This window comes from Sphingobacteriales bacterium, from assembly GCA_016699615.1.
In the GTDB taxonomy this organism is placed as follows: domain Bacteria; phylum Bacteroidota; class Bacteroidia; order Chitinophagales; family JADIYW01; genus JADJSS01.
The window spans coordinates 1,209,103-1,226,397 of the sequence record CP064984.1; the positions used below are offsets into that span (position 1 = coordinate 1,209,103).

Annotated in this window: 16 protein-coding genes, 1 tRNA gene and 1 pseudogene; 3 read left to right on the plus strand and 15 right to left on the minus strand. The window is 30.7% G+C overall.

Annotated features, from left to right (window positions below; translation table 11 throughout):
* Window positions 1-13: 13 nt before the first annotated feature.
* Both IPK18_05650 and IPK18_05655 read right to left on the minus strand, forming a co-directional pair.
* Window positions 14-553: a F0F1 ATP synthase subunit A gene (locus IPK18_05650; protein QQR98994.1), complete on the minus strand. Its 540-nt coding sequence runs from the start codon at window positions 551-553 to the stop codon at window positions 14-16.
* A complete protein-coding gene (locus IPK18_05655) occupies window positions 540-1,109 on the minus strand; it encodes a hypothetical protein (protein ID QQR98995.1) in 570 nt (189 codons plus the stop codon). Before IPK18_05655 ends, IPK18_05650 begins: the two co-directional genes overlap by 14 nt.
* A 213-nt stretch (window positions 1,110-1,322) precedes the next feature.
* On the opposite strand from IPK18_05655, the gene lpdA reads away from it, so the two are divergent.
* Complete coding sequence (gene lpdA, locus IPK18_05660; protein QQR98996.1) at window positions 1,323-2,729, plus strand: dihydrolipoyl dehydrogenase; 1,407 nt, start codon at window positions 1,323-1,325, stop codon at window positions 2,727-2,729.
* Window positions 2,730-2,738: 9 nt separating this feature from the next.
* Here lpdA and IPK18_05665 read toward each other — a convergent pair whose 3' ends face one another.
* The 5 genes and pseudogenes from IPK18_05665 to IPK18_05685 all read right to left on the minus strand — a co-directional run bounded on the left by IPK18_05665 (window position 2,739) and on the right by IPK18_05685 (window position 7,377).
* A complete protein-coding gene (locus tag IPK18_05665; protein QQR98997.1) occupies window positions 2,739-3,542 on the minus strand; it encodes a DUF2520 domain-containing protein in 804 nt (267 codons plus the stop codon).
* Entirely contained in the window at window positions 3,529-5,745 is a 2,217-nt protein-coding gene (gene ccsA, locus IPK18_05670) for a cytochrome c biogenesis protein CcsA (protein ID QQR98998.1), read from the minus strand. The genes IPK18_05665 and ccsA overlap by 14 nt, the downstream gene beginning before the upstream one ends.
* Window positions 5,733-5,954 (minus strand): hypothetical protein, encoded by a 222-nt coding sequence (locus IPK18_05675; protein ID QQR98999.1) that lies wholly within the window; start codon window positions 5,952-5,954, stop codon window positions 5,733-5,735. The genes ccsA and IPK18_05675 overlap by 13 nt, the downstream gene beginning before the upstream one ends.
* A gap of 3 nt (window positions 5,955-5,957) precedes the next feature.
* Window positions 5,958-6,340, minus strand: a pseudogene (locus tag IPK18_05680) (cytochrome c maturation protein CcmE).
* A gap of 113 nt (window positions 6,341-6,453) precedes the next feature.
* Complete coding sequence (locus IPK18_05685; protein ID QQR99000.1) at window positions 6,454-7,377, minus strand: sugar kinase; 924 nt, start codon at window positions 7,375-7,377, stop codon at window positions 6,454-6,456.
* A 74-nt stretch (window positions 7,378-7,451) separates the two neighbouring features.
* On the opposite strand from IPK18_05685, the gene IPK18_05690 reads away from it, so the two are divergent.
* Window positions 7,452-7,525 (plus strand) — tRNA-Asn (locus IPK18_05690).
* A 67-nt stretch (window positions 7,526-7,592) separates the two neighbouring features.
* Here the strand turns inward: IPK18_05690 and IPK18_05695 are convergent.
* Window positions 7,593-8,486, minus strand: a complete 894-nt coding sequence (locus tag IPK18_05695; protein ID QQR99001.1) for a hypothetical protein — start codon at window positions 8,484-8,486, stop codon at window positions 7,593-7,595.
* Window positions 8,487-8,618: 132 nt separating this feature from the next.
* Between IPK18_05695 and IPK18_05700 the strand changes: the two genes are divergently transcribed.
* Entirely contained in the window at window positions 8,619-10,577 is a 1,959-nt protein-coding gene (locus tag IPK18_05700) for an acetoacetate--CoA ligase (GenBank protein ID QQR99002.1), read from the plus strand.
* A gap of 35 nt (window positions 10,578-10,612) precedes the next feature.
* Here IPK18_05700 and IPK18_05705 read toward each other — a convergent pair whose 3' ends face one another.
* The 7 genes from IPK18_05705 to IPK18_05735 form a co-directional block, all read right to left on the minus strand.
* Entirely contained in the window at window positions 10,613-10,957 is a 345-nt protein-coding gene (locus IPK18_05705; GenBank protein ID QQR99003.1) for a single-stranded DNA-binding protein, read from the minus strand.
* A 48-nt stretch (window positions 10,958-11,005) separates the two neighbouring features.
* Window positions 11,006-13,249 (minus strand): TonB-dependent receptor, encoded by a 2,244-nt coding sequence (locus IPK18_05710; GenBank protein ID QQR99004.1) that lies wholly within the window; start codon window positions 13,247-13,249, stop codon window positions 11,006-11,008.
* A gap of 6 nt (window positions 13,250-13,255) precedes the next feature.
* On the minus strand, window positions 13,256-14,563 hold the full coding sequence (locus IPK18_05715; protein ID QQR99005.1) for an HTTM domain-containing protein: 1,308 nt from the start codon (window positions 14,561-14,563) through the stop codon (window positions 13,256-13,258).
* Window positions 14,564-14,572: 9 nt separating this feature from the next.
* Window positions 14,573-15,664 (minus strand): imelysin family protein, encoded by a 1,092-nt coding sequence (locus tag IPK18_05720; GenBank protein ID QQR99006.1) that lies wholly within the window; start codon window positions 15,662-15,664, stop codon window positions 14,573-14,575.
* 44 nt (window positions 15,665-15,708) lie between these two features.
* Entirely contained in the window at window positions 15,709-16,296 is a 588-nt protein-coding gene (locus IPK18_05725; protein QQR99007.1) for a hypothetical protein, read from the minus strand.
* The gene (locus IPK18_05730; protein QQR99008.1) at window positions 16,217-16,837 is read right to left on the minus strand and encodes a hypothetical protein; all 621 of its coding nucleotides are present in this window, start codon (window positions 16,835-16,837) and stop codon (window positions 16,217-16,219) included. Before IPK18_05730 ends, IPK18_05725 begins: the two co-directional genes overlap by 80 nt.
* 144 nt (window positions 16,838-16,981) lie before the next feature.
* Window positions 16,982-17,293, minus strand: a complete 312-nt coding sequence (locus IPK18_05735) for a hypothetical protein (protein QQR99009.1) — start codon at window positions 17,291-17,293, stop codon at window positions 16,982-16,984.
* Window positions 17,294-17,295 lie beyond the last annotated feature (2 nt).

Sequence of the window (17,295 nt, forward strand, 5' to 3'; positions counted from 1 at the left end):
TATAATAATTAATTTAATGATGTTCTGCATGGTGATGTTCCTCAACTGCTGCTCCAATAAATATTGCAGTCAATAATGTAAATACATATGCTTGTAAAAATGCTACAAATAATTCCATTGCATTTACAAACAACAATATTGGGAATGCAATAAATCCTCCTGCTGCTGCGCCACCCATTTTTTCACCCATTTCACCCATAATAAATATCAAAGATACAATACTTAATACTGCGATATGACCACCTGTTATGTTTCCAAATAGACGTAACATTAATACTGCTGGCTTCAAGAACACACCTAATATTTCTATTGGTGTTAAGATTACTAATACCCATTTAGGTACACCAGGCATAGCAAATACGTGTGTCCAATAATCTTTATTACCATTAAGATTTATTAATAACAAAGAACACATAGCTAATACTAATGTGAATGAAATATTTCCAGATGAGTTGATGCCACCTAAAAATGGTACTAATCCTAATAAATTATTAATTAATATGAAAAAGAAAACTGATAATAAGTATGGTAAAAATTTTTCATATTTTGTCAATATTAGGTTTTGCAACTTCATTTACAAGAAATACAATGATTGGCTCAAAAAATGATTGAAGTCCTTTAGGTGCTTGTCCTTTTCGTTTGGCATATGCTCCTTTTATACTATAGAAAATGATAGTTAAGATTATGAATGCTATCATCATATTAAATACATTCTTTGTTATTGACAAATCATAGAATGTATCTCTTTTTCCTGTTTGTGCATCAACAACTCTGCCATGTTCTAATTTATATCCATCTATTTCATGCGTTTTGTGGAATGCTGATGACATTACAAAGGTAAGTTTCTTTGTTTCTTTATTGATTAATATACAAGGCAAAGGAATAGAAATGTGTTTGTGTCCTATTGATCCTAGGTGATTTTCATTTGCATCAGATACGTGATGTAAGATAGTTTCTACAATATCTACTTCCTCTTCAACAACTTCTGCAATTCCTTCTTTATTATGATTTTCTGTACTTGGTGCGTGCGTCTCTGCAAACATTGCTGTACTTACAAATAAAGAAATGATGATGAATAGATAAGAATATTTTGCTGATGTTTTGAACACTTGTTTAAATTGTGTCGCAAATATAATATACTAAGCTTATTTTTTCTAAAAAACATTAAATTAAATGTATGTTAAGTGTATTAATTTATTGAATTATTTTATTGAATTTAGAGAAAGTAGTTAATAAAACATAAGCATTAGCTAGTGTATAATTTAAAAATCAACAATATTAATGTATCTTTGTTTTATAATATTGAATAAATATCTATTAGAATGAATAAACACGATATAACAATTATTGGTTCTGGTCCTGGTGGTTATGTAGCTGCAATTAGATGCGCACAGCTAGGGTTTAATACTGCAATTATTGAAAAATATAGTACTTTAGGTGGTACTTGTTTAAATGTAGGTTGCATTCCATCCAAAGCACTTTTAGATTCTTCAGAGCATTATCATAATGCCGTACATAATTTTACTGAACATGGTATAGATTTGCCAAAACCACCAAAAGTCAATTTTAAGCAAATGATTGACAGAAAAGCAAAGGTAGTTGCTGTTAATTGTCAAGGTGTTGACTTCTTGATGAAAAAAAATAAAATCACAGTTTATAATGGATTTGGCTCTTTTGTAGACAAAAATACCATTCAAATAAAAAAACTAGATAATAGTACTGAAAATATAGAATCTACCTATACTATTATTGCTACTGGCTCAAAACCATCTTCACTACCTTTTTTACCTATTGATAAAAAAAGAATTATTACATCTACAGAAGCTTTAGAATTACAAGATTTACCCAAAAGCATGGTAATAATTGGTGGTGGTGTAATTGGACTGGAATTGGGTTCTGTGTACCAACGTTTGGGTACAGAAGTAGCTGTTGTAGAGTTTATGGATAAAATCATTCCAACGATGGATGATGATTTAGGAAAAGAACTACAACGCAATTTGAAAAAACTTGGAATGAAATTCTATTTATCACACAAAGTAACTGGTGCAAAGAATAATGGAAAATCTGTAAGTGTTACGGCTTTAGATAAAAAAGGACAAGAAATTACTTTAGAGGCAGACTATTGTTTGGTTGCTATAGGTAGAAAACCATATACAGACAATCTTGGATTAGAAAATATTGGATTAAAAACAAATGAGCGTGGACAAATAAGCATAGATGCTCATTTACAAACAGAAGTACCAAACATATATGCTATTGGTGATGTGGTGCGTGGTGCAATGCTGGCACACAAAGCAGAAGAAGAAGGTGTATTTGTGGCAGAAACTTTAGCTGGACAAAAACCTCATATCAATTATAATTTAATTCCTGGTGTTGTGTACACTTGGCCAGAAGTTGCTTCTGTTGGGCAAACTGAAAAACAATTGAAAGAACAAAATATTGGTTATAAAGTTGGTAATTTTCCAATGCGTGCATTAGGTAGAGCAAGAGCAAGTATGGATATTGATGGTTTTGTAAAAGTATTGGCTGATGCTACTACTGATGAGATTCTTGGTGTACATATGATTGGTGCCAGAGCAGCAGATATGATAGCTGAAGCTGTGGTAGCAATGGAATATAGGGCAAGTGCCGAAGATATTGCTAGAATGAGTCATGCGCATCCAACATACACTGAAGCTATGAAAGAAGCTTGCTTGGCTGCTACAGAAAACAGAGCGATACATGTATAGGTAACATTACTATTTCTTCTTCCCATGGTACATGGAAATGATACTTGTTGTAAGTGCTTGGTAAATGTTTTTCGTCAAAATATCATCATTCAGCATGTCTAAGTGTTTATGTATAATTTCTTGATCGTTTCTTTTGGCTGGTCCTGTTTGTGCATCAATAGCTGGTACAGTATCTATTTTACTAATTGTTTGATAGATTAATGGTTTAAGTAAATTAAAATCTAAATTATTGTCTTTGCAATAGTGTTGTGCAATTGCAAATAGATGATTGACAAAATTATTAACCAATACAGCTGACAAATGCAGATGTTTTCTATCATCATCGCTTATTATAAATGCGTTTTTTGTTATTCGTGATGATAGTTCAAGTAAATTATTTTGCAATGTTTTGTTTTCTGTTGTAATGCCTATTGGAATTTCAGAAAAATCAACAGCATTATTTTTAGAAAAAGTTTGTAATGGATAAAAGATACCAACTGCTTCAAATTTATCTTTTATACTATCAAAAACTTCTAAACCAACAGTACCTGATGTATGTACAATATATGGTATTCTTTTTTGTTCTGCAATTTTATTACTAATCTTAAAAATTAAATCGTCTTTGGTGCAACAAAATATGATATCTACATTTTCTTTGATATCATTGATATGGTCTATTGCTTCTGCATTTACTTTTTGTGCTAATATTTCTGCATTAGATATTAAACGACTACAAATTTGATTAATTACAATTCCTTTTTGAAACAATATTTGTGCAAGATGAGTTGCCACATTTCCACTTCCAATAAAAGTTGCAGATTTAATTTTTTGCATACAATCTTTTGTTGTCTTTGATACGTTTTTGGATACTTAAGAAAATACCAAATAGCATAACCAAAATACCAAACCATAAAACATTGATGAATGGAAACTGAATGGCTTTCATGATTATGTACTTATTCAGTTTTTGTTCTACAATAAATTCAAATTTATTTTGTTCTGGAATAATTTTACTTACAGCAATTCTTACTTGATTGTTGTGCGAATTTGCAGCAATAGATGTTGCAAACATATCTCTGATAAAGTAAATTGGCTCTATGATGTATTGCGTGTCTAAATCTATATATTTTAGTTGGATGCCTACTGCCACATCACCAGCTTTTTTCTCAAAACCATCTATCGTTGCATTTGCGTTGATGCCTTGTATAATTGCAAATGCATTAGATGCCATTATGGTATCGCCAATGCCTAATGTATAAGTATCTTTAATGATAGAGTCTGGTTGTGAGCCATCCTCTTTTAGTGGTGCCATGGTAATGTGTGTGTACAAATCAGATGTGAGCGTTTTACGTGTTGATGGCACTGGATTGTTACCCATCTTTGCATTTATCAAAATATTTGGACTTAAAACAAAACTCTTTCCAAAAGAATTGTCTTTCTTAATTTTTTGATATAATACATTAAAATAAATATTTTTTTCACCAACAGAATCACCTAAATATGTAACTAAGTATTTTCCCATTTTCTGTGGTTCGTTTTGGTATAATAAAATATTCTCTGCACTTTCTTCAGTTGTAAAACCTGAGCCATAGTTTATACCATAACTGTTTAATGAAATTACTTCTTGTTTTCCTTGCGAAACAATGATTCCTATTAAAATTAATCCGAAACCAATATGCGAAACAGCGCCTCCACTTACTTTTATTTTTCCTTTTAGTACTCTAAATATATATTCTGCATTTGTAAAAATTACAAACCATGCTGTAATTAGCATTAATATATAATCTATACGATAAATTTTGAATGGTATAATAAACAATAAGCTACATACAATACTTAGTATAGTACTTATGATAAAGTTTTTATAAAATGCTTTTGTTTCTGTTTGTGTGTATTTGAAATATTGAGTGATGCCTGCGATTATTGCCACAAATGCAGCCAGCCAAATTTGCACGTTATTGTAATGTGATATAATATCTGATGGTGGTGCTAATTTATTTTTTATAAATGGCAACTTATTGAAAACAGGAAATGATGTCAACACAATAATATGTAATGCTGAAACGATAAAGAACAATGCACCTATAAATAACCAAAACTCTCTTGAGTATGTTTTTTCTTCTTTTTCTTTTGCTGGAATTTGTTTTTTATAATTTCTATATATAAATAATATTATTGAAGGAACAAGAAATACAAAAATAGTAACTACCAATTGACCACTCATGCCCATGTCTGTAAATGAATGTACTGAAGAATCGCCTAGAACGCCACTTTTGGTAAGAAATGAAGAATATAATACTAATAAAAATGAGCTTAAGAAAAACAAATAGGTAGCATGCAATGAGTAGCCTGTGTGCTTATATGCTAATAATGTATGTAAGCCTGCTGCTAATACCAACCATGGTACTAATGATGCATTTTCTACTGGATCCCAAGCCCAGAAACCACCAAAACTTAATGCCTCGTATGCCCAAGCGCCACCCATTAATATTCCTGCACTTAATACTAACAATGCTAATAATGTCCATGGTAGAACAGCATTAGCAAATTGTGTGTATTCTCTTTTCCATAAAGATGTGAAAGCAAATGCCGCAGGAACTGTAGTTAATGCAAAACCTAAGAATAATGTTGGTGGATGAATGACCATCCAATAGTTTTGTAATGAAGGATTTAAACCTGTTCCATCTGCTGGTACATAGTTTGGATTCATCTTAAAAACTGGAATATCCATTGTATCTTTTAGTAATGCAAATGGATTGCTTCCTAATTTAGAGTCTAAAATATAAATGGCGAGTAGCATAGAACCTAATAGTACTTGTGCTAATGCCATAAAAAACAACACACCAGACTCATAAGATTTTGCTCTAACGATAAGTACGCAACCTACAATGGCTATCCAAAACATCCAAAGTAGAGTGCTACCTTCCTGTCCTGCCCACATGGCTGAAAATACGTAGTAGAATGGTAATTCATTTGATGAATGTTGCCACACATATTTGTATTGAAATGCGTGTGTTAATAATATTATGTATAACAAACAAAAACTGCAATTACAGCAATGGTATGTACAACGAAAGTTTTGCGTCCGAATGCTATCCAAGATCTTGCATTTTCTTTATTTTCTGAAAATTGTGTGGCTATAAAATAAGCAATAGCACAAACAATGGCTGAAACAAAACTTAATATGATAAAAAAGTGTCCTAACTGACCGTAGATAATGTCTTTGGCATCGCTATATATATTCATTCATTATATTTTTACCTCTTTTTCTTGGTATTTGCTCGGACATTTCATCAAAATATCATCTGCAACAAACACATCTCCATTCATTTTTCCAATTACAACTATTTTTTCACTACGTTCTATATCTCTTGGTTTTGCTTTTTTTACAATTACTTTTTTTCTTCGCCTTCTGCATCTAACACATACATTGAAAATAAGTTTGGATTTTTTGTTGGTTCGTATTCTATGCCCTTTTCTTTGTTTAGCACACCTACGACATTAATTTCTTTACCTTTTTTTGCATAATTTGATTCAAAGGTTTCGTATCTGCTAAAATCTCCAAGTAGTGCAACCAATACACCTATCATGATTGCTACTAACAATAATGCAATGATGTGTGTTTTTTTCATCTTTATAAAAAATTAATCTACAAAGTTATAAGTAATCAGCAATAAAAGAAGAAAAATAGCTGTTATTGAATAATGAATTTATTATTCTCACATATATTATGTTGTTTGAAAGATTAGGCTAGTACTATTTCAAAATCTACTAGCTCTACAAATACTTCTACTCTTTCTTCTATTTCTTCTTGTGTAAGTTCTTTCAATCTTTGTGGACCAAATTTTTCTACACAGAAAGAAGCCATTGCAGAACCAAATATTACTGCACGCTTCATATTTTCGAAAGATAAGTCTTGTGTTTTTGTTAAGTATCCCATAAATCCACCAGCAAATGTATCTCCAGCACCTGTTGGGTCAAAAACTTCCTCTAGTGGTAATGCTGGTGCGTAGAATACTTTATTTTCGTGGAATAGCAATGCTCCATGTTCTCCTTTCTTAATGATAAGGTATTTTGGACCAAATGTTCTAATTTTTTGTGCTGCTTTTACTAATGAATATTCGTTTGTTAATTGTCTTGCTTCTTCATCATTTACAATTAACAAATCTACCATTCCTATTACTTTCATTAGATTGTCTAATGCTATATCCATCCAGAAGTTCATGGTGTCCATTGCAATTAGCTTTGGTCTTTCTTCTAATTGCTCAATTACTTTTATTTGTAATGCTGGATCTATATTACCTAAGATTAGAAATTCTGGTTTTTTAAAATTGTCTGGTAATATTGGATTAAAATCTGCTAATACATTTAGGTCGGTAACTAAGGTATCTCTTTTGTTTAAATCCATGTGATATTTTCCACTCCAAAAGAAAGATTTTTCTCCTTTTTTTATATCAATTCCAGAAATATCTGTACCAATACTTTTAAGATAATCTAGTTCTTCTGTAGAAAAATCTTCGCCAATAACACTTACTAATTGCATATTTTGGATAAACTTCCCAGCAGAATGTGCGATATAATTGCCTGATCCTCCAGTGATTTTATCTGTTTTTCCGAATGGTGTTTCTATTGCATCAAAAGCTACTGTACCAACGATTAAAAGACTCATAAAAAAAATTTTGTGCAAATATTGCATATTTATTTTAAAATACCTACATTTGCACATCATTATTTAAAAATGATGCTTCCTTAGCTCAGCAGGTTAGAGCAACTGGCTGTTAACCAGTAGGTCCTTGGTTCGAGTCCAAGAGGGAGCGCAAAAAAGCAGACCCCAAAAGGTCTGCTTTTTTGTTTAATATATTTTCTTTCTAAGTATTGTATTTATTATAGTTTATCCCAAGTTTTTTGTGCTAATTGGTAAGTAAGGTATTCTACATAATAACTACCTTTTGTAAATTCTTCTTCTATTTTAAAGTTGCTTTCTAAGCTTAGAATATTCTTTACATTTCTAGCTATTCTATTGCCTAAATTTGTGTTCTCATGAGGATGAACAATGATTCCAAAACAAGCACCAAGTATTGCACTCATTGTTTCTGTTGTATTTCTTAGAATATTATTTTCTAATACATCATCGCTTCTATTTTCAAAGCCAGTTTCTGCTATTAAAGTAATTTCTTTATTGCTTTGATGCAATCTGTTTAGTTGTGCAAGCAACCATCTAAATGCTCTGAATTTGGCAACTTCTAAAAAGAAATTTTGTCCAACTATAAAATGTACACGAAATTGTGTTTCATCACTATGGTATATTCTAAGTAATGCATAAAGCAATTCGTTTACTTTGCTTTTTTGTTGTGGTACATATATTTTCGATATTGTACTCTTAGGTATTTTGTCTTCTAATATGTGTTTTGATGTTTGTATATAATTATCAAAAAAGATAGGTGCATATTCTGCTTGAATATCTTGAACTAAAACATCTACATCTAATTGTGTAATATCTTTATTTTCTACATCGAATATTATAGCTTGAATGCCTTGTTGTAGTAACTGTATTGCTTGTGCATTGGCTGCTTTTGCATCAGATACTTTTACTATTGCTGTATTTAAACAATCTTGGTATGAAGTTGTTGGTATTTCTAATTGATATTTATGATTATCATCAGTAGTATAAAATGGTAAAATTTCTATTCCATCTTCTGTGTTTGAAATTAATTCATTAAAATCTTTTTCTTTTAAATCCTTAATAATTCTATTTTTCCAAGCTTCTTTGTCAGCCATTGGAAAGTTACTATATATTTGTTCGAATGTAGAATTTATCACTTTTAATCGATATTTGTAAAATTACTAAAAAATCCTTTGGTTTTTATTTCAGATTTAATAAATAGATAATTACTTTTAAGAAAAAAACAAATGGCATTATTGTGGCAAGGTAGTCAAGCATTCATTAATGATTCGAATCTTTATAAATATCAACAATTTATAGAAGATAGATATTCGGTATCTTTTAGTAATTATCATGAATTGTGGCAATGGAGCATTGAACATATTTCTGAGTTTTGGGAAAGCCTTACTGTTTTCTTTAATATCAAATTTCATCAACCATATAAAACAATACTACAAAGAAGTGACACTCGAATGATAGATACCAAATGGTTTGATGGTGCAACACTAAACTATGCAGAACATATTTTTAGAAATAAAAACGCTGAAAATCATGCAATTGTCTACAAAAACGAAGACAATGCTACACAATATATTTCTTGGCAAGAATTAGAAAAGAAAGTACTAAGCATTCAACAATACCTGATAAGAAAAAATATACAAAAAGGTGATAGAGTAGTTGCTTACTTACCTAATACGCCAGATGCAATTATTGCTTTTTTAGCTTGTAATAGTATTGGTGCTATTTGGTCTTGTTGCTCACCAGATTTTGGCACAGAAAGTATTATTGATAGATTTCAGCAAATAGAACCAAAAGTTTTTATTGCAGCAGATAGCTATCAATATAATGGAAAACGATTTAATAAAATAGAAACTATACAATCTATAGTTCAAGGTATTCCATCATTAGAAGATGTGATTCTTATTTCTGATGATAAGCATCCCAATTTTTCAAGTTGGAATGAGTTATTGAATGACAAACAGGAAAAGGAAAACTTAGAATTTGTTGCAGTGCCTTTTGATCATCCAATTTGGATATTGTATTCTTCTGGAACTACAGGAAAGCCAAAAGGAATTACACATAGTACTGGTGGCAATCTCATTGAACATTACAAAGCATTGGCATTACATCAAGATTGTAAGCCTGGAGAAAAATTTATGTGGTATTCAACAACTGGTTGGATGATGTGGAACTTTGCTTTATCTTCATTATTGGTAGGTTGCACATTATGTATTTATGATGGTGCGCCCAATTTCCCAAGCATTACATCTGTTTGGGAATTTGTAGATAAAGAAAAAATCAATCATTTTGGTATTGGTGCCGCATTTTATATTTCTTGTATGAAAGAAAAATTAGACATCAGCAATACTTATGAATTAAAACATTTACGCTCATTAGGCTCAACTGGTTCGCCATTACCAAATGATGGTTTTGAATACATTTATCAAAAAATAAAAAAAGACATTTGGTTGATTTCTATTAGTGGTGGTACTGATGTTTGTAGTGCTTTTGTTGGTGGTTGTCCGTATTTGCCTGTGTATGCTGGAGAAATACAATGTAGAATGCTTGGTGCAAGTGTACATGCATGGAATGATGAACAAATTTCTGTGTTGAATGAATTGGGCGAACTTATGATAACTGAGCCAATGCCAAACATGCCTGTATATTTTTGGAATGATGAAGACAATAAAAAATATCTACAAGCATATTTTGAACATGACCAAAGTGTATGGCGACATGGAGATTGGATTAAAATTACAAATAATGATGGTGTAATTATCTTTGGTAGAAGTGATGCTACACTAAATAGAGACGGTGTAAGAATAGGTACTGCTGAAATTTATAATGCTGTTGAAGGTATAGAATTAATCAAAGATAGTCTTGTAATATGTATTGAAAAAGATAATGGCTCATACTATATGCCTCTTTTTGTAGTACTTTCTGATACTCAATCTTTAGATGATACATTAGTAAAAGAAATAAAACAAACATTACGAAGTAAGTATTCGCCACGACATGTGCCTGATGAAATTATACAAATAAATGCTGTGCCATACACAATAAGTGGCAAAAAAATGGAGATGCCCATCAAAAAAATTTTAATGGGCATGCCATTAGAAAAAAGCATTTCTCTGGATGCTATGAAAAATCCTGAATGTATAGATGAATATCTAAAATTATATGATTCATTAAAGCATAATCTATAATTGGTTACTCAACTACTTAGAAAGTTTTTCCTTGATTAGTTTTGAGATTTTTTGCCTAGCATTAATATCTCATTGGCAATAATTTCTGTAATAATTTTCTTATTACCATCTTTATCTTCATATTGTCTGTAGACAATTTTGCCATTTAATGCAATTTCTGCGCCTTTGTCTAAATAAGTTTCGCATATTTTTGCTGTTTTGCCAAATGCAACAATATTGTGCCATTGGGTTTCTTGTTTCTTCTCGCCTTTGTTATCTACATAATGGTCTGATGTAGCTAGGCTGAATGTGACAATTTGTTTGCCACTGTCAAATGTTTTTACTTCTGGTTTTTTACCAAGGTTTCCGATTAAATTAACCTGATTTCGTAATGCTGTCATAAATTTGAATTTATATAATGACGCAAAAACTTCAGAATTCCATAAAAATTATTGAACTTTTTTATTTTTTTTATAATCCCAATCAAAAATTAGCGTAGCTAAAAAGTTGATAGGCTCAGCTGGGATGATGCCTGGACCAGGATAACCAGCTGCTCGTCTTGTAAAATATCTGTTATTACTTAGGTTATTGATATTTGCTTTTAATGTAAACCATTTGTATGTGTAACTTGCCGAGAAATCCATAACATAATATGCTGGAATAATGCCAGAAATAGCATTTACTGTTGGTATTTCTGCGTTAGATGCATCTGAAAATTGTTCAGAAACATAATTGAATTGAAATTGAAGATTAAGTGTTTTGTATGCAAATGCAATTCCACCTCTTGATATAAAATCTGGTGCGTATTCTACTTTATTATTGCCTAAATTATGGTCTTCACTTTTCTTATATCTAGCATTGAGATAGGAAAGGTTTGCAAATAATTTGAGAGAAAAATCTTGATTTATGGTGCTTTTAATTCTAAGTAAATCTACTTCTGATGAAACATCAAAGCCAACTGCTCGTGATTGTGCAATATTGGTTCTGTATCTATATATTGCGTAGGTTGCTGTATTTTTTTGTAGTACTTCGCTTATTCTATTATTGTATGATAGATAAAATACACTTGCGTTATAATTAAATATATTTTTATAAATACCTCGTGTTCCAATATCAAAACTATATCCTTTTTCATCTTGGATATTTGGATCTACTCTTAGTCCAGCTAAAGCAATTCTAATATCATTGAAATTAATAGCTCTATAGTTTTGAGAAAAATTTGCAAACACTTCTACGCTTGTATTGGGTTTGTAGCTTACGCCAATTCCTGCTAAGAAAATATGTCTTTTCCTTTCTCTTGTTTCATAAATTGTTGTGTCTTTTATAACAACTTCATTAAATGTGCTAATTTCTCTATATTTTCCATCCGCTTTGGTTTGTATGTATTCGTATCTGATGCCTGGTGTAATTGAGAATTTGCCTATGGTAAATAGGTGCTCTGCAAATAATGCTGAGTTGAAACTTGGAAATTTATAATCTGAACCTTGTGATAAACTATCTGCTAAAAAGTTGAATGATGCTGTTGTTGATGTATCGCCTAAATCTTGTATTTTGGTTGTATGGCCTTTGTAAAATCTTGCGCCAACAAGTAATACAAAACTATTTTTTTGTGTTGTTTTATATTTATACAACCATTTTGTTTCATTGCCAATATTTTTATATTTATCTTTAAAATATGTACGTGGTGTTCCTAAGACATCTTGTTGTTGTATATTGCTTAGGTTGCCAATAGCATCTCTTCCTGCTATTAATCCAAAAAATTGTGTTTGTATTTGTGCTTTAGGTGTTATCTTATATTTTAAATTTAATGCCAATAAATTCCAATTTACTTTAAAGAAATTTCTGCTTCTGTTAGATTGTTTTGGGTCTTGTTCAAATTGTTTGTCTGTCAATCCGCCTGGTTGTTGTGCTACATAATACATGTATGTATATTGTGTATTGATGCTTAGCTTTTCGGTAATATCATAATTTAGATTGATGTGTGCATGATGTGATTGAAAGTTAGAATTTGGTCGCCAGCTATTTCCTCTTCTATATTGATAGAATGTGTAATAGTTGAAATTTTTGTACTTACCACCAATGCTATTGAATGTATTAAAAAACTTGTATAAGCCTACTGTTTGTTGTAATGAAATGTGCAATGGTGTATTGTAATTTGAACCATCTTTCAGTTTAAAATTTATCAAACCACCGAACTGTGTACCATACTGTAATGATGCTGCACCACGCACAATTTCTATTCTATCTACAGCATCTGTTGGTGGTGTATAATATGCATCTGGGTAGCCAAGTGCATCTGCAGACATATCGTAACCATTTTGTCTGATATTGAAACTTGACGAACGATTTGGGTCTAAGCCACGTGTTGCTATATCTAATTGCAAGCCTGAGGCATCACTTTCTAAGATATTTAGACCAGCTACTTTCCCATAAATTTGTCTGCCTACATTTCTTGCTTTTATGGTATATAATTTATCAATAGAAATTATATCTGTTTTTTTTGCTGCATATATTGCAAATTGTTCTACACTTTTTAAGTAAGATTGGTCTATTCCATTATCAAGTTTGTTTTCTGTAATAGTTACATTATCAATTTTAACTACTGTGTCTATTGCTAATAATGAATCAAAATCTTGTGCGTACAAGGAAATGCATAAAAAGTTTAGTATTATATATAATAAGTTTTTATTCATATTGTATTATCCAATCTTTTTGTTTCCAATTATTTTTTGCAAAGATAAGTCAATATTTGTGTGATTGAATAGCTTGCTACCTTTACCATTAAGTGAAATATAGACTTCTGCATATACTTTTGGATTTTTGAAGCCTAATTGCGTGTATTTTTTTTGTAGAAATTGTGCGTATTGTACCATCATGTCTGGTTGTGTATTGAGCATCTTTATCTGCGTACGTGTTAGGTATTTTTGGTTATCTACTGCTACGATTTCTTTTCCATCAGATTTGATATAGAATGATGCATAGCCTACTTTTTCAATTAGCATTACACGCCATGAGAAGCGAAAACCTTGCTCATGCCAAAACAGATTGCCTTTGTATAATAAATATCTAAATGGCAATAATAATTGGATGATAACAAATATTATTAGAAATGTAATTACAAATTTTTGATGTGCTGGTTGGTATATATTCTTTTGTATTGTTTTCCAATCAGATCTTAATAAAAAATCTTGTATTTTTTGATGTGTGTTTTCGCTAAAAAATACTGTAGTTAAGCTTATCATAATGAAAGGAAAAACGCCAATAGGAAACAACCATGATGTGAGTAAATGAAATGTTATTAGCGCAAAATATCCGAATATTCTTGTTTTTTTATTAATTAATAAAAAGAAGATACTCAAATCAAAAAGGCAACCTGCCCATGAGAAGAAATAGGCTGTTGCTTTTTGCGTAAGCAAATTACCAATAATTGGATAATTGTATTTTGCTTGTAGCCAAATTTTTAGTGGTAGTGCTTCTAACAGCCAATCTGAATTTATTTTTGCTACGCCTGCAAAAAAATAAACAATGCCCAACATTAACATTAGTATATTGATATTGTATGCTGAAATGTGAGTTACATTCTTTCTTTTAAATATCAAATTATCTATACTTAATGCTCTATTAGCTGGCAAAAATATAAGTACAAAGCTGACTAAACTTATGAAATAATAATGGTTGAGATAATTGCTCTTATCTAACAACTCAAAATAAGTAAATATAATAAAATAAATTATTATAAATAATCTATATAAAAAGCCGAATGCAATTGCCAATGATGCAATTGCCATAAGGTAAAACAAGTAATAGGTTGTTTGTTCTGGAAGTGGTTTTATAAAATCAAAAAAAGAGAAATAAAATTCTGGTTCTATAAATAATTGAGCAACCCAACCTCTGTTTATAAATCTTGTGGTGCTAAAGAATGTAAGTAATCCGAATAATATTCTAAAACTAATGAGTGGCGCAATGTGTATTGGCTTAGATACTAAGTTATAGAATATTCTATTCACATTATATTATTAATCGCCGTCTGTGTCTTGATAAATAATATCGATACTCATAGCTGACGCAACATCTACTTTTAGTGTAATAACTAATAACTGAAATGCTTGAAATAGTTCTTTTACTTTTTGTCTATCATCTACAATTTCGCTTGCATATGGTTCTTCTAATGCATTTATTTTGGTTTTGATATTAGCTACTTGTGTTTCTATGATTGTACTGAGCAATGTGCCATTAAATTTTGCATCTATATCATTCAAATAATCATCATAGCCGAGACCATTATTTCCACTTAAAAATGAACCAAATGCATCTATGTGTGCTTTTAATAATTCTATACTGATTTGGCTATGTCTTGCTTCTATTAATTCTAATCTTGGTGTTGTGCCTTCAAAGATTCCGTTGTAGCCTAATGGTATACCAACTTTCGCTGTTCTACCATATTTTTCGATATTTTCTACTAATGCATTGGTCATTAAAAAAAATGAACTGGAACGGTCTATGCCTTGTCTTTCTTTGAAAGTTGTTAGATATTGGTTGTTCCAATCAGTATTTACCAAATCTGTTAGTCTTTTTATTTCTGCTGTTACAGCCTTTACATAAGATTTTGCATTTGGTGTATTTGTGTACCAATTTACTAAATCTGTAGTTGAATAATCTCTAACTGCGTACAATAAATAGTCTAATGCTTGTAAGCCTTTTGCTTTGTTGGAAATTGTTTGAATGTTGTAGCTATTGCTTTGTATTGCATTTAGTATAATTGTTGTATCTTCTGGATAGTTGTTGAAAGCATCTATTATATTTAGCTCTAATGCTTTGCCAAAGTTTATGAATTGTACTGTTTGAAATGATTTGTATGTTTTTACAAATGCACTTCTAAGTTTTAGTAGATTTTGTTCTGTAGTATTTGTTTGAAAAGAATCAGCATATATATTTAAACTATCTGCATCTGTTTTTAGTTGTGTATAATTTTGTACAATTATGTTTCCCAAGTTATCTAAGATAGCAGCTCTGTCTATATTTTGATCTGTATCGTCGTTACTGGTTTTGCTACAAGACAATACGAATACAATTGTAGTAAGTAATAATATATATGCTGATTTTCTCATTATTTGTGTATTTATTTTTTGCAAAAATAGTATATTATTTTATACTATCTACCTTCTGCTGAAATCCAGTTTGCATTGAAGTCTGTCATTTCTGCATCTGTAAAGCCATATATTTCTTGTACATAATCTCTTGCATCATCTAATCCATCTATAGTTGTAGCTGGTTCTGTAGCAAATAAGTACATAGTGCTACTTCCACCTGCTGGTGCATTTAAGTATGTTAATAATTGATTGATTTGTGCATCTGTAATCTTTCTATTGCTTTGTGCTATACCTTTAAACCCATGAACAAATCCTACACACTCAGATAAATCATGTATTGCACCAATTTTTTCTGCATCTGTTGGCATGTCTTTGTTTATTTTAGTTTTTGCACTATTCATATAGTTTACAACTGTTGCTAATAATGCTTTTTCTACTAATAATTTGATAGAACTAATAGCTTCATTTTTTTCTTGGTTGTAATCGCTACCAGCATTTACTGCTGCTTTTAGTTTTATAAATTCTGCTTTTATTTGTCTGTACAATCCTGTTGCATTTGCAGATCTATCTCTACGTGCTGTGTACAATGCTATGTATGTGTCTGGTGTTGTTGTATTTGTTTGCTGTATTGGTATTTGGAAAACTACCATGTGCACCATAGATATATAACATTCTATCTACTGTAGCTGCTGTAACTGTGCCTTGAGATAGTGTAACCAAATGGTTGTATAATGTTGCTGCAAACATACCTTTTTCTGTTTCTTGCAACATTTCTTTGCCTTTGCTGTCTAATAGTCTATTGATGTACACGCCACCTACTGTATTTTCTGGTGTTGTTGTAATATCAAAACTATTTTGGCTTGCTGTAACTATGTTTGCAAACCATGTGTTTTCTATTAAATTAGTATAATAAGATACAGTAGTTGATTCTAAACTTGGTGTGCCTATTGTAAAATAATAGTTTAAAGAATCTGATGCTAATTTGTTGGCTACATTATCACCTTTGCGTATGTATGCTGCAAAGTTTGACAATTGAGTTCTAAGGTTTCTTTCTGTTTCTACATTAGCTGAAAATCCAGTAGTATCGTAAGTTGTTGGAACAACAAGTGGCGTTTTTGTTTCATCATCTTTTTTGCATGAGATAACTAAGATAGAAACTAATAATGCAATTGAAAGTGTAATTTTGTTCATTTTTTATTCTTATTTAGATTAAATTAAAATTGTAAACAAAAATACATTTACTGTATTGCTCCTGCAATACCTAAATTAGTTAAATTGATACCTAAAATTAGGTAATTATGGGGTTTTCTTAGATTTTTCTATAAATATAGATTTTCACGCTACTTTCTTCATCACATAGAAGTTGCCTACAAGCAATAGTATAATTGTGAGTATAAATAATGTGAACCAATAATTGGTGTATTGCATTTTGAAAAGTGCTGTTGTATGTGTGTAAATTGGAAATAGTGATGCTAAGAAATAAATTGGTCTATTAAACATAAAGTATTTATGCAAACTCAGCATACAAATGCTATAAGCAAGAATATGAAATAGATGCCTTAGTAATAATTCGTTACCATGTATTTTCCCAAAATAAATATTGATTGCTATTCCAATAATTAAAAAGATAGTTAGCAATGAACGCATTA

Bases quoted from the DNA above. Each gene is read 5' to 3' on its own strand.
- lpdA (QQR98996.1), top strand. From the start codon at position 1,323: ATGAATAAACACGATATAACAATTATTGGTTCTGGTCCTGGTGGTTAT.
- IPK18_05665 (QQR98997.1), bottom strand. From the start codon at position 3,542: ATGCAAAAAATTAAATCTGCAACTTTTATTGGAAGTGGAAATGTGGCA.
- IPK18_05675 (QQR98999.1), bottom strand. From the start codon at position 5,954: ATGAATATATATAGCGATGCCAAAGACATTATCTACGGTCAGTTAGGA.
- IPK18_05685 (QQR99000.1), bottom strand. From the start codon at position 7,377: ATGAGTCTTTTAATCGTTGGTACAGTAGCTTTTGATGCAATAGAAACA.
- IPK18_05695 (QQR99001.1), bottom strand. From the start codon at position 8,486: ATGGCTGACAAAGAAGCTTGGAAAAATAGAATTATTAAGGATTTAAAA.
- IPK18_05700 (QQR99002.1), top strand. From the start codon at position 8,619: ATGGCATTATTGTGGCAAGGTAGTCAAGCATTCATTAATGATTCGAAT.
- IPK18_05705 (QQR99003.1), bottom strand. From the start codon at position 10,957: ATGACAGCATTACGAAATCAGGTTAATTTAATCGGAAACCTTGGTAAA.
- IPK18_05710 (QQR99004.1), bottom strand. From the start codon at position 13,249: ATGAATAAAAACTTATTATATATAATACTAAACTTTTTATGCATTTCC.
- IPK18_05720 (QQR99006.1), bottom strand. From the start codon at position 15,664: ATGAGAAAATCAGCATATATATTATTACTTACTACAATTGTATTCGTA.
- IPK18_05725 (QQR99007.1), bottom strand. From the start codon at position 16,296: ATGGTAGTTTTCCAAATACCAATACAGCAAACAAATACAACAACACCA.
- IPK18_05730 (QQR99008.1), bottom strand. From the start codon at position 16,837: ATGAACAAAATTACACTTTCAATTGCATTATTAGTTTCTATCTTAGTT.
- IPK18_05735 (QQR99009.1), bottom strand. From the start codon at position 17,293: ATGCGTTCATTGCTAACTATCTTTTTAATTATTGGAATAGCAATCAAT.